This window comes from Agrobacterium sp. 16-172Ci (genome assembly GCF_053522725.1).
In genome coordinates this window covers 1-13,476 of sequence record NZ_JBNWBW010000038.1, presented here as the reverse complement: position 1 = coordinate 13,476, position 13,476 = coordinate 1, and the positions used below count along the sequence as shown (strand labels likewise).

At 60.9% G+C, this 13,476-nt stretch carries 10 protein-coding genes; 1 reads left to right on the top strand and 9 read right to left on the bottom strand.

Translation table 11 applies throughout. The annotated features are described in order from the left end of the window. Positions 1 to 9: 9 nt before the first annotated feature. From ACQZ40_RS24175 to rimP, 9 genes are all read right to left on the bottom strand, one after another. Positions 10 to 1,026, bottom strand: a complete 1,017-nt coding sequence (locus ACQZ40_RS24175; RefSeq protein ID WP_174038689.1) for a class I SAM-dependent methyltransferase — start codon at positions 1,024 to 1,026, stop codon at positions 10 to 12. A gap of 176 nt (positions 1,027 to 1,202) precedes the next feature. Next, complete coding sequence (gene pnp / locus ACQZ40_RS24170; protein WP_065656375.1) at positions 1,203 to 3,350, bottom strand: polyribonucleotide nucleotidyltransferase; 2,148 nt, start codon at positions 3,348 to 3,350, stop codon at positions 1,203 to 1,205. A gap of 279 nt (positions 3,351 to 3,629) precedes the next feature. Continuing rightward, positions 3,630 to 3,899 carry a 30S ribosomal protein S15 gene (gene rpsO, locus ACQZ40_RS24165; RefSeq protein WP_004439050.1) on the bottom strand — a complete coding sequence of 90 codons (270 nt, stop codon included), beginning with the start codon at positions 3,897 to 3,899 and terminating at the stop codon, positions 3,630 to 3,632. A gap of 163 nt (positions 3,900 to 4,062) precedes the next feature. Then, positions 4,063 to 5,010 carry a tRNA pseudouridine(55) synthase TruB gene (gene truB, locus ACQZ40_RS24160; RefSeq protein WP_020812680.1) on the bottom strand — a complete coding sequence of 316 codons (948 nt, stop codon included), beginning with the start codon at positions 5,008 to 5,010 and terminating at the stop codon, positions 4,063 to 4,065. A gap of 3 nt (positions 5,011 to 5,013) precedes the next feature. Further along, positions 5,014 to 5,430, bottom strand: coding sequence for a 30S ribosome-binding factor RbfA (rbfA, locus tag ACQZ40_RS24155; protein WP_271044762.1), 417 nt, complete (start codon positions 5,428 to 5,430; stop codon positions 5,014 to 5,016). Positions 5,431 to 5,564: 134 nt separating this feature from the next. After that, positions 5,565 to 8,303: a translation initiation factor IF-2 gene (gene infB, locus ACQZ40_RS24150; RefSeq protein ID WP_104679202.1), complete on the bottom strand. Its 2,739-nt coding sequence runs from the start codon at positions 8,301 to 8,303 to the stop codon at positions 5,565 to 5,567. A gap of 102 nt (positions 8,304 to 8,405) precedes the next feature. Next, positions 8,406 to 9,107, bottom strand: a complete 702-nt coding sequence (locus tag ACQZ40_RS24145; protein WP_065656379.1) for an RNA-binding protein — start codon at positions 9,105 to 9,107, stop codon at positions 8,406 to 8,408. Next, on the bottom strand, positions 9,104 to 10,720 hold the full coding sequence (gene nusA / locus ACQZ40_RS24140; protein WP_059758923.1) for a transcription termination factor NusA: 1,617 nt from the start codon (positions 10,718 to 10,720) through the stop codon (positions 9,104 to 9,106). Before nusA ends, ACQZ40_RS24145 begins: the two co-directional genes overlap by 4 nt. A gap of 64 nt (positions 10,721 to 10,784) precedes the next feature. Then, complete coding sequence (rimP, locus tag ACQZ40_RS24135) at positions 10,785 to 11,381, bottom strand: ribosome maturation factor RimP (RefSeq protein WP_059758925.1); 597 nt, start codon at positions 11,379 to 11,381, stop codon at positions 10,785 to 10,787. A gap of 287 nt (positions 11,382 to 11,668) precedes the next feature. On the opposite strand from rimP, the gene ACQZ40_RS24130 reads away from it, so the two are divergent. After that, positions 11,669 to 13,297 carry an MFS transporter gene (locus ACQZ40_RS24130; protein WP_448748793.1) on the top strand — a complete coding sequence of 543 codons (1,629 nt, stop codon included), beginning with the start codon at positions 11,669 to 11,671 and terminating at the stop codon, positions 13,295 to 13,297. The last annotated feature ends 179 nt before the right edge of the window (positions 13,298 to 13,476 follow it).

Genomic DNA, 13,476 nt, shown 5'->3' with positions numbered 1-13,476 from the left:
CCGAGTTGATTATTTCTGGGCGCTCAGAATCTTGAAGCGGGCATTGCGGCACACCTCAGTGCTGGTGCGGAATTCCGCCGCGAGCACCGGCTCATAGGGCATGCCGCGATTGGCGACCATCAGCAGCTTGCCGCCGCTGCGCAGCGCGCCGGCGGCAGCCTTGATGAAGGCCTGGCCGAGGGCAGGTTCTGCTGCCTGCCCCGCCGCATGGAAAGGCGGGTTCATGATGATGAGGTCGTATTTTTCCTTCGGCGGCTCGTTTGCCAGGTCCTGCCAGAAGAAGCGCGCCGTCAGCCTCGGATTGTTTTCGAGAAGATTGGTTTTGGCGAATTCCAGCGCATTCCAGTCCGCCTCGAACAGATCGATACGGGCCGTGCGCGGCGATTTCTCGGCCAGCATGACGGAGAGATAACCCCAGCCGGCACCGAAATCGGCGGCATTGCCGTCAAAATCTGTGGGCAGGCGCGATGCGAGCAGTTCCGAGCCGTCGTCCACGCGGTCATGGGAGAACATGCCGGGCAGGGCGGTGAAGCGGCCTTCGACCGTCACCGGCTTCTGGGCGAGCTTCGACACGGCAGACGCAATATCGTCCGGCCGTTTGAACCAGAGAGCGACGCCGTGATACTTCGGCGTCGATTCCACCTCGATGCCAAGCTTTGCCAGCGTCTTGCGCAGCGTCACGATACCGTCTTCCTTCGATCCGGCCGCGACGATCAGGCCTCCGGCCTTCACGCGCGAAAGCGCTTCGGCGACGCGGTTTTCATTCTCGCCGCGATGTTTGCCGCAAAGCAGCAGCGCCGCATCGTAATTCTCGCCCGAAATATCCGGTGTCACTTCCGCACCCTGAGCCTGCAGAGCACGATAAAGCGGCCGTAGATGCTGAACCGCGACGATCTCCGCGTCAAAACCGTCAAGCCGGGGACCGGCTTCCGCTCCCAGAAACAGAACGCGTTCGCCCTCTTTCGGCATGGCAAGCATGTCCGAGGCAAAGGGATGGAAAAGGGTTTTCACGGCGTCACGGCTCATGGGAGCGTCCTTAAGATCGAGCATTTCCAGTAAAATTGCGTCGCGGTTTTACGTCCGGAAAATGCGTAAAAACAAATAAGTAGAGCGCTTGCGCGTTTCGGAGAAAGGCGGAAACGCTCTAATAGAAAAAAGGCGCGGGCAAAACCCGCGCCTCGATAGGGTCTGGCGGCGCGGCCTTATTCGGCAGCGGCTTCGCCGTCTTCCTTCTTCTTGTCGGCAGCGACTTCCTTGCCGGTTGCCTGGTCGACAACCTTCATGGACAGGCGAACCTTGCCACGCTCGTCGAAGCCCATCAGCTTCACCCAGACCTTGTCGCCTTCCTTGACGACGTCAGAGGTCTTGGCAACACGCTCGGAAGCGAGCTGCGAGATGTGGACGAGGCCGTCACGGGCGCCGAAGAAGTTGACGAAAGCGCCGAAGTCAGCGGTCTTCACAACCGTGCCTTCGTAGATCTGGCCGACTTCCGGTTCCGCAACGATGGAATGGATCCACTTGCGGGCCGCTTCGATTTCCTTGCCGGAAGAGGAAGCGATCTTGACGGTGCCGTCGTCTTCGATGTTGATCTTTGCGCCGGTCTTTTCGACGATTTCGCGAATGACCTTGCCGCCGGAACCGATGACTTCACGGATCTTGTCGACCGGAATGTTCATAACTTCGATGCGCGGTGCGAATTCGCCGAGCTGGCTGCGGCTCTCGGTGATGGCATTGGCCATTTCGCCGAGGATGTGCTTGCGGCCACCCTGTGCCTGCTCCAGAGCGATCTTCATGATCTCTTCGGTGATACCGGCGATCTTGATGTCCATCTGCAGCGAGGTGATGCCGTCGGCCGTACCCGCAACCTTGAAGTCCATGTCGCCGAGGTGGTCTTCGTCACCGAGGATGTCGGAGAGAACCGCAAAGCGCTCGCCTTCGAGGATGAGGCCCATGGCGATACCGGCAACCGGCTTGGCCAGCGGAACGCCGGCATCCATCAGTGCGAGCGAGGTGCCGCAAACCGTTGCCATCGACGAGGAGCCGTTGGACTCGGTGATTTCGGAAACGACGCGCAGCGTGTAGGGGAACTGTTCCGCAGTCGGCAGCATCGGGCGGATAGCGCGCCATGCGAGCTTGCCGTGACCGATTTCGCGACGGCCCGGGGAGCCCATGCGGCCTGTTTCGCCGACCGAGTAGGGCGGGAAGTTGTAGTGCAGCAGGAAGCGTTCCTTGTACATGCCGGTGAGGCTGTCGACATACTGCTCGTCTTCGCCGGTGCCGAGGGTCGCGACAACGATCGCCTGGGTTTCACCGCGGGTGAACAGCGCCGAACCGTGGGTACGCGGCAGCAGGCCGACTTCCGAGATGATCGGACGAACGGTCGATAGGTCGCGGCCATCGATACGGCTCTTGGTGTCGAGAACGTTCCAGCGAACGATCTTCGCCTGAAGGTGCTTGAAGACAGCGCCGATTTCTTCCGGCGTGTACTTGGCTTCGCCTTCTTCCGGCAGGAAGTGGGCCTTCACCTTTGCCTTAACGGCGTCGACGGCGGCGTAGCGGGCTGCCTTTTCGGTGATCTTGTAGGCATCGCGCAGTTCCGCTTCGGCGAGCGCCAGCATTTCGTTTTCGAGCGCGGAGAAATCTTCCGGTTCGAATTCGCGCGGTTCTTTGGCAGCAACTTCGGCGAGCTTGATGATCGCGTCGATAACCGGCTGGAAGCCGCGATGACCGAACATGACGGCGCCGAGCATGATTTCTTCGTTGAGTTCCTTGGCCTCAGACTCGACCATCAAAACGGCGTCCTGCGTACCGGCAACGACGAGGTCGAGAACAGACTCGTCCATTTCGTCCAGATGCGGGTTAAGAACATACTCACCGTTGATGTAGCCAACGCGCGCGCCGCCAACCGGGCCCATGAAGGGAACGCCAGAGAGCGTAAGCGCTGCGGAAGCCGCAACCATCGACAGGACGTCCGGGTTGTTTTCCAGATCGTGCTGGATGACGGTGACGACGACCTGCGTGTCGTTCTTGTAGCCTTCCGGGAAAAGCGGGCGGATCGGACGGTCGATCAGGCGCGAAACCAGCGTTTCGTTTTCGCTCGGACGGCCTTCGCGCTTGAAGTAACCACCGGGGATCTTGCCGGCTGCGTAGGTCTTTTCCTGATAGTTGACTGTCAGCGGGAAGAAGTCCTGGCCGGGCTTCGGAGACTTTGCGGAAACCACGGTCGCGAGAACCATCGTCTCGCCGTAGGTTGCGATGACGGCGCCGTCAGCCTGACGGGCAACCTTGCCGGTCTCGAGCTTCAGCGGGCGGCCTGCCCATTCGATTTCCACGGAGTGTTGATTGAACATATCTTGTCCTTGGTTGTGGCTGCCGCTCCGGCGTCGTGACCGGCGGAAGCAGCGCTGTGACTCAATCACGGGCAAGACAGCGGGAGGCTTCGAAAAGCAAGCATCCGGCAATCCTGCCCCATGACAGGTCTGCGGTTGAAAAAGGCGGCGCCGGCCCATCCGGGTCACCCTTATCGGCCGGGGGCCACATCAGCGGCGAACGCCCGGAAATTCATGCGGCCTCAAAAGACCGGATATAAAAACCGGCGGGCATCGTTGCGAAACCCGCCGGAGAAGTTATTAGCGGCGAATGCCGAGAGCACCGATCAGCTTGGTGTAACGGGCTTCGTCCTTCTTCTTCAGATAGTCGAGAAGCGAACGACGGCTCGAAACCAGCGTCAGAAGGCCACGACGGGAGTGGTTGTCCTTCTTGTGGTCCTTGAAGTGACCGGTCAGGTTGTTGATCCGCTCGGTCAGGATAGCAACCTGAACTTCCGGCGAACCGGTGTCGCCTTCCTTCGTGGCATATTCCTTGATGAGGGCGGCTTTGCGCTCTGCAGTAATCGACATCGGACGATCCTTTCTGTTTTAAGGAAAAATGGGACGCCTAAAGCCGGGATGTCGTCCAGCTCTGGCCATTCAGCAGCATAGGCAAAGCCCAAGCTGGCGCTGCCTATAAACTATTCCGGGTGCAATTGAAAGAGGCGATTGACAGCCCTTCTCGAGCCTTTGCTTAGCCGAAAACACGCTTCGGCCGGAATTCGCCTTCGCCGATTTCGCCAATGGCGACGAGCTTGCCATGCGCGGTGGCATAGGCTTCCGGATGATTGGCCGGTGCATCACGCCCGCGCAGCAGGATGGGGTTGCCCATTTTCAGCCTGTGCGCCTGGTCGTCGTTGATGATGAGGCGGGGAAGGGCGGAAAGCGCCTCGGCCGTGTCGATCAGGAAGGCATCCAGCGCCTCCAGTCGCTCGTCGCGATCCTCCACGGCTTCCAGTGCCGTCAAGGTTTCGAGCGGCACCATCATGTCTTCGCCGAAGGGGGCGACCATGGTGCGGCGCAGTTCCGAAATATGGCCGAAACAGCCGAGATCGCGGCCCATGTCGCGCGCCAGCGCGCGTACATAAGTACCCTTGCCGCATTCCACTTCGAAATGGGCGGTGTTGGCGTCCGGACAGGCAAGCAGCGTCAGGCGATGGATTTCCACTTCACGTGCGGGGATTTCCACCGTCTCGCCGTCGCGCGCCAGATCGTAGGCGCGCTCTCCAGCGATCTTGATGGCCGAAAATTGCGGCGGCGTCTGCATGATAACGCCGGTATAATTAGGCAGAAGATCGCGGATTGCCTGTTCGTCCGGGCGCTGCTCGGAGGAATCGACCACCTCGCCTTCAAGATCGTCAGTCGAGCGCTGCTCGCCCCAGGTGACGGTAAACTCGTAGATTTTCCGGCCGTCCATCACGTAGGGCACGGTCTTGGTGGCGTCGCCAAGCGCGATTGGCAGCATGCCCGAGGCCAGCGGATCGAGCGTGCCGGCATGGCCCGCCTTCTGGGCATTGAACAGCCATTTGATCTTGGAAACGGCCTCGGTTGAGCCGAAATCCAGCGGCTTGTCGAGAATGAGCCAACCGGAAATCGGGCGGCCCTTGGGTTTGCGGTTCTGCTGTTTGCGTGGTTTGGACATGCTTCAGTTCTGTTCGTCGTCTTTTTCGTTCGAAGGTCCAAGATCGCGCTGTACTTCGGGCGAGCGCAGAAGCGCGTCGATCTTCTGGTAATTGTCGAAACTCGTATCATCGCGGAAACGTAGTTCCGGCATGTATTTCATCTGCCGAAGCTGCGGGCCGAGACGGCCGCGCATGTATTTTGCATGGCGGTTGAGCGCGGTGATGATATCGGTGTGGTCGGCAACGCCGAGCGGCGTCACGTAGGCGGTGGCGATCTTCAGATCGGGCGACATGCGCACTTCCGAAATGGAAATGACGGTGCTTTCGATCAGATCGTCGCGGACTTCACCGCGCTGGAGAATCTGGGTCAGTGCGGCGCGCACCTGTTCGCCGACGCGCAGCATGCGTTGCGAAGGGGCCGATGATGTAGCTTTTGCCATTGGTTATGCCTCAAACGGAGCGAGCGCCGGTAAGCCGGCGCCCGACAGTAAATTCCTGTTTTGCGGCGAGAACGCTCTTTGTTCTAATCGCATTTCCGGACGGAAAACCGGGGTCCACTTTTCCTGGGAATGCTTTAGAGCGTTCTCGTGATGTGTTCGACGCGGAAGCACTCGATGGTGTCGCCGGCGCGGATGTCTTCGTAGTTTTCGAAGGCCATACCGCATTCCTGACCGACCGGCACTTCTGCCACTTCGTCCTTGAAGCGCTTGAGGGTCTTGAGCTTGCCTTCGTGGATGACGACGTTGTCGCGTACCAGACGCACACCCGCACCACGCTCCACCTTGCCTTCGACGACGCGGCAACCTGCGACCTTGCCGACCTTGGTGATGTTGAACACCTCGAGGATTTCCGCGTTGCCGAGGAAGGTCTCGCGACGCTCCGGCGAAAGCAGGCCCGACATCGCTGCCTTCACGTCATCCACCAGATCGTAGATGATGTTGTAGTAGCGGATCTCGATGCCGGCGCGTTCGGAAGCCGTACGTGCCTGTGCGTTGGCGCGAACGTTGAAGCCGATGATCGCGGCGTTGGATGCCTCGGCAAGCGAGATATCCGATTCCGTGATGGCGCCAGCGCCCGAGTGAACGATACGAGCGCGGACTTCGTCGGTGCCGAGCTTGTCGAGCGAAGCGATAATGGCTTCGACCGAACCCTGCACGTCTGCCTTGATGACCAGCGGGAATTCCTTCATTCCCGAAGTCTGCAGCTGGCTCATCATCTGTTCCAGCGAACCGCGCTGGCCCGTCTGACGTGCGACGGCCTTGTCGCGTGCCAGACGCTGGCGGTACTCGGAAATCTCGCGAGCACGGCTTTCGTTTTCGACAACCGCGAAACGGTCACCTGCAGATGGCGTGCCGGAAAGACCGAGAATCTCGACAGGCATGGCCGGACCGGCTTCCTTGACGTGTTCACCCTTGTCGTTGACGAGGGCGCGAACGCGGCCCCACTGGTCGCCGGCCACGATGATCTGACCAGGCTTCAGCGTACCCTTCTGTACGAGAACGGTCGCGACGGCACCACGGCCGCGGTCGAGTTCCGCTTCGATGACGGTACCTTCTGCGGTACGGTTCGGGTCTGCCTTGAGGTCGAGAATTTCCGCCTGCAGCAGGATCGCTTCAAGCAGTTTGTCGAGACCGAGCTGTTTCTTGGCGGAAACTTCCACGTCAAGCACTTCACCGCCCATCGACTCCACGAACACTTCGTGCTGCAGAAGCTGCTGGCGAACCTTTTCCGGGTTTGCCTCGTGCTTGTCGATCTTGTTGATCGCAACGACGATCGGAACACCGGCTGCCTTGGCATGGTTGATGGACTCGATTGTCTGCGGCATCACGCTGTCATCAGCGGCGACCACCAGAACGGCGATATCCGTCGCCTGCGCACCGCGGGCACGCATGGCCGTAAAGGCGGCGTGGCCGGGGGTATCGATGAAGGTGATCTTCTGGCCGTTCTTTTCGACCTGATACGCACCGATATGCTGTGTTATGCCACCGGCTTCGCCCGCAACCACATTCGCCTGACGGATGGCGTCGAGCAGCGAGGTCTTGCCGTGGTCGACGTGGCCCATGATCGTGACAACCGGCGGACGCGGCAGCATTTCGCCTTCGTCGTCTGCCTGGTTGAAGATGCCTTCTTCCACGTCGGATTCGGAAACGCGCTTGACGGTGTGGCCGAATTCGACGGCGATCAGTTCCGCCAGATCGGCGTCGATCACGTCGCCCGGCTTCATCATCTGGCCTTCCTTCATCAGGAACTTGATGACGTCGACGGCGCGTTCGGACATGCGCTGCGACAGTTCCTGAATGGTGATGGTTTCCGGCAGGATCACTTCGCGCATGACCTTTTCACGGGTCTCCTGCATCTGGCTGCGGCGGAATTTCTCCTGGCGGCGGCGCATGGATGCCATGGAGCGTCCGCGCGGCGTGCCGTCTTCATCCAGATTGGACGAGGTGACGGTCAGCTTGCCGCGACGGCGTTCTTCTTCCGTCTTCAGACGGGCTGCGGGCTTCGCAGGTGCAGGCGCCGCGACCTTGCCACGAACCGGCAGGTTGCCACGGCGTGCACCGCGATCGTCCTCGTCGTCGCCATCGGTACGACGTCCGCGCGGAGCAGCGGTTTCGGGAGTTGCGCGAGAAGGGGCGGCAGCGGCGGGCTGAGGACGAGCCTCGGCGCGCGGCGCCGGCTGGGCTGCGGCAGCCGGCTTTTCATCGACCGGTTCCGACTTTGCTTCCACGGCGGGCTGGCTTGCGGCCAACTTGGCGGCTGCGGCCTCTTCGACGGCACGGCGTGCGGCCTCTTCCTTTTCGGCGGCGATGCGGCGCTCTTCTTCCACCTTGCGGCGCGCTTCGTCTTCGGCGCGCTGCTTGGCTTCGATCACGTCGCGGGCCTGTGCTTCCATCAGCGCGCGGCGGCGGGCTTCCATCTCGCCTGCCGACAGGTCGTGCAGGACGTTGCCGCGCGGACGCTCAGGCTGGCGCTGCTGCGGTGCGGACGAGCCGGGACGCTGCTGCGGCTGGGAGGAACCCGGACGCTGCTGCTGGCCGCTTGGCTGGTGGATGCGCTGCTGCGGCGCCTGTGGCCGAGGTGCTGCCGCGGCGGCAGGAGCGGCCGGCTTCGGAGCGGGCGCTGCAACCGAATGAACCTGCTTCTCGTCTTCAGGACGCATGGGGCGGCGCTTGCGTGTTTCCACGACAACCGCGTTCGTGCGACCTCGACCCATATCCTGCCGCACGGTGCCCTGATTCATCCCGCCCGGCTTGAGGGTGAGAGTCTTCTTAGGCTGTGCGTTAAGTGTCTTGTCGTCGTTGTTGTCGGTCATTCCGTTCCCGTTCCTTCGGACGAGAACCGGATGACGTTCATCAGGTCTCGTCGTTCAATTGCTGCATCGGAACGCGGCGACCGTTCATGTCGGGCAGCCGCGTCATTGTTCTGTCCGGGCAGCGTCGCGTTCCGCCTGAGATTGGCCGCCAAGGCGGTACCGCTCAAGCATCGTTGCGCGCTTCACTACACCCTCACCCGCCTGCCCTGCAAGCGCGCAGGCATGGATAAAAGCATTCTGGCCCATCAACTCGTCCATTTCGGCGCCGCTGAAGAGCCGGAAGGACGGAATTTCATTGCCGGCATCGCTGCCGAGCGCCCAGGCCTTGCGGGCCTGGTCCAGTTTTCTAACGCCGTCTGCCGCAGCATCGGTCGCGTGGAACACGGCAATCGCATTCCCCGAACGGACGGCGGCGTCGACTTTCATCGCGCCGCTGATGAACTGGCCCGCCTTGCGCGCCATGTTCATCATGCCTGCAAGCTGCTGCGCCATCAGCCGGTCCAGAAGAGCAAGAAGCTCCGGCCCGGCTTTGACGTCGCGTTTGAGCGCCCGTGCGAAGAGCTTCTTCGCGATGGCTTTCTCGATCAGGGCGCGCTCGGGTGTTACCCAGCAACCGCGCCCCGGCAATTGGCGTTTCAGGTCCGGAACGACGTTGCCGTCCGGGCCTGCGACGAAGCGGATCAGCTCATCCGGCGATCCGCTCTGACGTGTCACAATGCACATACGTCCGTTGACGTCGCCCTTGATCCGCCCGTCATCGTCAGTCTCGGGCAGATCGTCCGGCTCATGCGCCTGCGATGTCATTCCTGCTCGGCGGTATCCGCCTCCTCGGCAGCCTCAGGATCGGCTTCCTCTGCGGAAGCAAGCTCCTCGGCGGTGATCCAGCCTGCCAGAAGACGGGCCTGCACCACCATGTTCTCGGCTTCGACGCGCGAAACATCGAGCTTGGAGAAGATGCCTTCGAACTTCTTGGTCTCGCCATCCTTGCGCTCGCTCCAGCCAACGAGATCGTCCGCTGCACAGCCGGCAAAATCCTCAATGGTCTTGATGCCGTCTTCGCCGAGCGCCACCATCATCTGCGAGGTCAGGCCGTCAATCTGGCGCAACTCGTCGGAAACGCCGAGTTCCTTGCGCTTGGCGTCCATTTCGGCTTCCAGGCGCTCCAGATATTCGCGGGCGCGGGTCTGGATCTCATCGGCGGTGTCTTCATCGAAGCCGTCGATGGAAGAAATTTCGTCGAGGTCGACATAGGCCAGTTCTTCGACCTGCGCGAAGCCTTCGGAGGCCAGAACCTGACCGACCATTTCGTCGACATCGAGCGCTTCCATGAAGAGTGCCGTGCGCTCGTTGAATTCCTTCTGGCGGCGCTCGGATTCTTCCTGCTCCGTCATGATGTCGATATCCCAGCCGGTCAGCTGAGACGCCAGACGCACGTTCTGGCCGCGACGGCCGATGGCGAGCGACAGCTGCTCATCCGGAACCACCACTTCGATGCGCTCGGATTCTTCATCCAGAACGACCTTGGCGACTTCCGCCGGCTGCAGGGCGTTGACGATGAAGGAGGCCGGCTCCTGGCTCCACGGAATGATATCGATCTTTTCGCCCTGGAGTTCGCCGACAACGGCCTGAACGCGCGAACCGCGCATACCGACGCAGGCGCCGACCGGATCGATCGACGAGTCGTTGGAGATGACGGCGATCTTGGCGCGCGAACCGGGATCACGGGCAACCGACTTGATCTGGATGATGCCGTCGTAGATTTCCGGAACTTCCATGGTGAAGAGCTTCACCATGAACTGCGGATGGGTACGCGACAGGAAAATCTGCGGGCCACGCTGTTCGCGGCGAACGTCGTAGACGTAAGCGCGCACGCGGTCGCCGTAACGCATGTTTTCCCGCGGGATCATCTCGTCGCGACGGATGATGCCTTCGCCGCGGCCGAGATCGACGATGACATTGCCGTATTCGACGCGCTTGACGGTGCCGTTGACGATTTCGCCGATGCGGTCCTTGAACTCGTCATACTGGCGGTCACGCTCGGCTTCGCGCACCTTCTGCACGATGACCTGCTTGGCGGACTGGGCGGCGATACGGCCGAAATCCATCGGCGGCAGCGGATCGGCAATGAAGTCGCCGAGCTTGGCATCCGGGTTGCGGTCGCGGGCCAGCTCCAGCGGGATCTGGGTCGAATAATCCTCAGCGGCCTCGACAACTTCCAGAAGACGCTGCAGGCGGATTTCGCCGGTCTTCGAGTTGATATCGGCGCGGATGTTGGTTTCCGAACCATAGCGCGAGCGGGCGGCTTTCTGGATAGCGTCGGCCATTGCGGCAAGCACGATTTCGCGGTCGATGACCTTTTCGCGCGCCACAGCATCGGCGATCTGCAGAAGCTCAAGCCGGTTAGCACTCACTGCCATTTTTCTATCTCCGTAAGTCGCATGATTGCGGGGTTCGCCCTTGTTTCCGGGCTTTACGTTGGAATTAGTCTTCGTCTGCTTCGTTTTCGTCGTTCTGGTTTGCGGCGGCGGCCTTGGCCGCCTTGTCTGCCCGCAGCGCATCACGAATAAGATCGTCCGTCAGAATAAGCTTCGCATCCGAAAGCGCGCTGAACGGAATGATGACTGTCGGTTCCTCGCCATAGGCGATCTGGTCGCGTTCCAGCTTGAAGCCGTCCGCATTGACCTCGACGATCTTGCCGCGAAACCGCTTGCGGTTCTCGACCAGAATGGAGGTTTCGACCTTCACCAGATGACCCTGCCAGCGGGTGAAATCCGATTTGCGAACCATCGGCCGGTCGATGCCGGGCGAGGAAACTTCGAGATGATACGCTTTATCGACCGGATCTTCCACATCAAGAACCGGTGAAATCGCCATGGAGACGGCTTCGCAGTCCTCGACGGTCATGGTGCCGTCTTCGCGCTCGGCCATGATCTGAAGCGTCATGCCGTTCTGGTTGGAGAGCCGCACGCGCACCAGAAGATATCCCATGCCCGTCAAAACAGGCTCGATGATCTCGGCGATACGCTGGTCGATGCCCGTTTCGGTTATCAGTCGCGGTTCATGTGCGGTGTCTGCCATCTGGCCTTCCGGTCTTTGATGTTCACCGGGCCTTCTGCCCGTCGTTTCCGGTTCGCCTAACGAAAAAGAGCGGAGCCTCGCGGCCCCACTCTTCATCAAGCGATCAAGAATTTCAGGGGTCATATAGACCCATCGGGGCGGGATTGCAAGGTTTTAGCGGGCTCTTCCGCTTTGGGTACCGCCTCCGTCACATTTTCACCCTTACCATGTCGGAAAGGCTGGCATGATCGCCGGCACTGTCTATAGTTGCCGTTTGACAAATCGCAGTTGCATCAAGTGGACAGAGCGTGCCTGACCGTAAATCGCCACTCGCGCCTTTAAGGCATTTGACTTACAGACGAATCTGGATCGCCAGCCTTGCCTCGAATTTCGGCGGACTGATCCAGGCGGTGGGCGCCGCGTGGATGATGACCTCGCTTTCGAGTTCCGAAAACATGATCGCCCTGGTGCAGGCCTCCACCTCTTTGCCGATCATGCTGTTCTCGTTGATTTCAGGCGCGCTGGCCGACAGTTTCGACCGCCGCCGCATCATGATTTCGGCGCAGCTCCTGATGCTGACGGCCTCCGTGCTGCTCACCGTCTTTGCCTGGTCCGGCTGGCTCACGCCCTGGCTGCTTCTCTTCTTTACCTTCATGATCGGCTGCGGCACCGCGCTCAACAATCCGTCCTGGCAGGCCTCCGTCGGCGAAATGGTGCCGCGCGAGGATTTGCCGGCCGCCGTGACGCTGAACAGCGTTGGCTTCAACATCACCCGCAGTGTCGGCCCGGCCATTGGCGGCATCATCGTCGCTGCTGCCGGCGCCGCCGCCGCGTTTTTTGTGAATGCGCTGAGCTATTTCACCCTGATCTACGCCCTGTTTCGCTGGCAGCCGCCGAAATATGCCTCGACGCTGCCCCGCGAGCAGCTTCTGGCGGCCATATCGGCCGGCATGCGCTATGTGGCGATGTCACCCAATATCGGCAAGGTGCTGGTGCGAGGCTTCCTGTTCGGCCTTTCCGCTAGCGCCATCCTTGCCCTGATGCCCATCGTCGCCCGCGATCTGGTCGAGGGCGGCCCCTTGACCTACGGCGTCATGCTAGGTGCCTTTGGCGTCGGCGCCATCGGTGGCGCGCTGGTGAGCGCCAGATTGCGCGAGGTTCTGTCCAGCGAATGGATCGTGCGCGTCGCCTTTTTAGGCTTCGCCTTCAGCGCCGGTGTGACGGCGGTAAGCACGAGCGCCATCATCACGTCACTGGTGCTGACCGTTGCCGGCGCCTGCTGGGTTCTGGCGCTGTCGCTCTTCAACACCATCGTCCAGCTCTCCACCCCGCGATGGGTAGTTGGCAGGGCGCTGTCGCTTTATCAGACGCTGACCTTCGGCGGCATTGCGGTCGGCAGCTGGCTGTGGGGTGAGCTTGCCGAGGACTATGGCATCTCCTATTCCCTGCTGGGCTCCTGTCTACTGATGCTGCTCGGCGTTGTCGTCGGTTTCAAACTCGCCATGCCGGCCTTCGCTTCGCTCAATCTCGATCCGCTCAACCGGTTCGTGGAGCCGCCGCTGAGGTTGGACGTCAAGCCACGCAGTGGACCCATTGCCATTCTCATCGATTATGAAATCCATGACGAGGATCTGGGCGAATTTCTGCCACTGATGGCCGAGCGCCGCCGAATCCGTCTGCGTGATGGCGCACGGAACTGGAACCTGATGCGCGATCTCGAAAACCCCGACATCTGGACGGAAAGTTACCATGTGCCGACATGGGTGGAATATGTCCGCCACAACCACCGCCGCACCCAGGCGGATGCGGAGGCCTGGGACCGGCTGCTGGAGCTTCACCGCGGCAAGACACGGCCACGGGTGCACCGGATGATCGAACGGCAGACAATTCCGCCGACCGACGATATCTTTCACAAGCCCCATACCGACCAGCATTAAGAGGCCGGGAGAGGCAGAAACGGGCCAGGTAAAAAAGGCTATTGGGTCCTTGCCATAACCCTCGACGTCATCCTCGGGCTTGTCCCACTACTGTCCGGTTTAAATTTGTGGCCATTGGAAGGCCATCTGGTTTTGGTTTGTGGGTTTGTCTGGTGGCGGGTTTAGAAGCCGATCGGTGC

Bases quoted from the DNA above. Each gene is read 5' to 3' on its own strand.
- ACQZ40_RS24175 (WP_174038689.1), bottom strand. From the start codon at position 1,026: ATGAGCCGTGACGCCGTGAAAACCCTTTTCCATCCCTTTGCCTCGGAC.
- pnp (WP_065656375.1), bottom strand. From the start codon at position 3,350: ATGTTCAATCAACACTCCGTGGAAATCGAATGGGCAGGCCGCCCGCTG.
- rpsO (WP_004439050.1), bottom strand. From the start codon at position 3,899: ATGTCGATTACTGCAGAGCGCAAAGCCGCCCTCATCAAGGAATATGCC.
- truB (WP_020812680.1), bottom strand. From the start codon at position 5,010: ATGTCCAAACCACGCAAACAGCAGAACCGCAAACCCAAGGGCCGCCCG.
- rbfA (WP_271044762.1), bottom strand. From the start codon at position 5,430: ATGGCAAAAGCTACATCATCGGCCCCTTCGCAACGCATGCTGCGCGTC.
- infB (WP_104679202.1), bottom strand. From the start codon at position 8,303: ATGACCGACAACAACGACGACAAGACACTTAACGCACAGCCTAAGAAG.
- ACQZ40_RS24145 (WP_065656379.1), bottom strand. From the start codon at position 9,107: ATGACATCGCAGGCGCATGAGCCGGACGATCTGCCCGAGACTGACGAT.
- nusA (WP_059758923.1), bottom strand. From the start codon at position 10,720: ATGGCAGTGAGTGCTAACCGGCTTGAGCTTCTGCAGATCGCCGATGCT.
- rimP (WP_059758925.1), bottom strand. From the start codon at position 11,381: ATGGCAGACACCGCACATGAACCGCGACTGATAACCGAAACGGGCATC.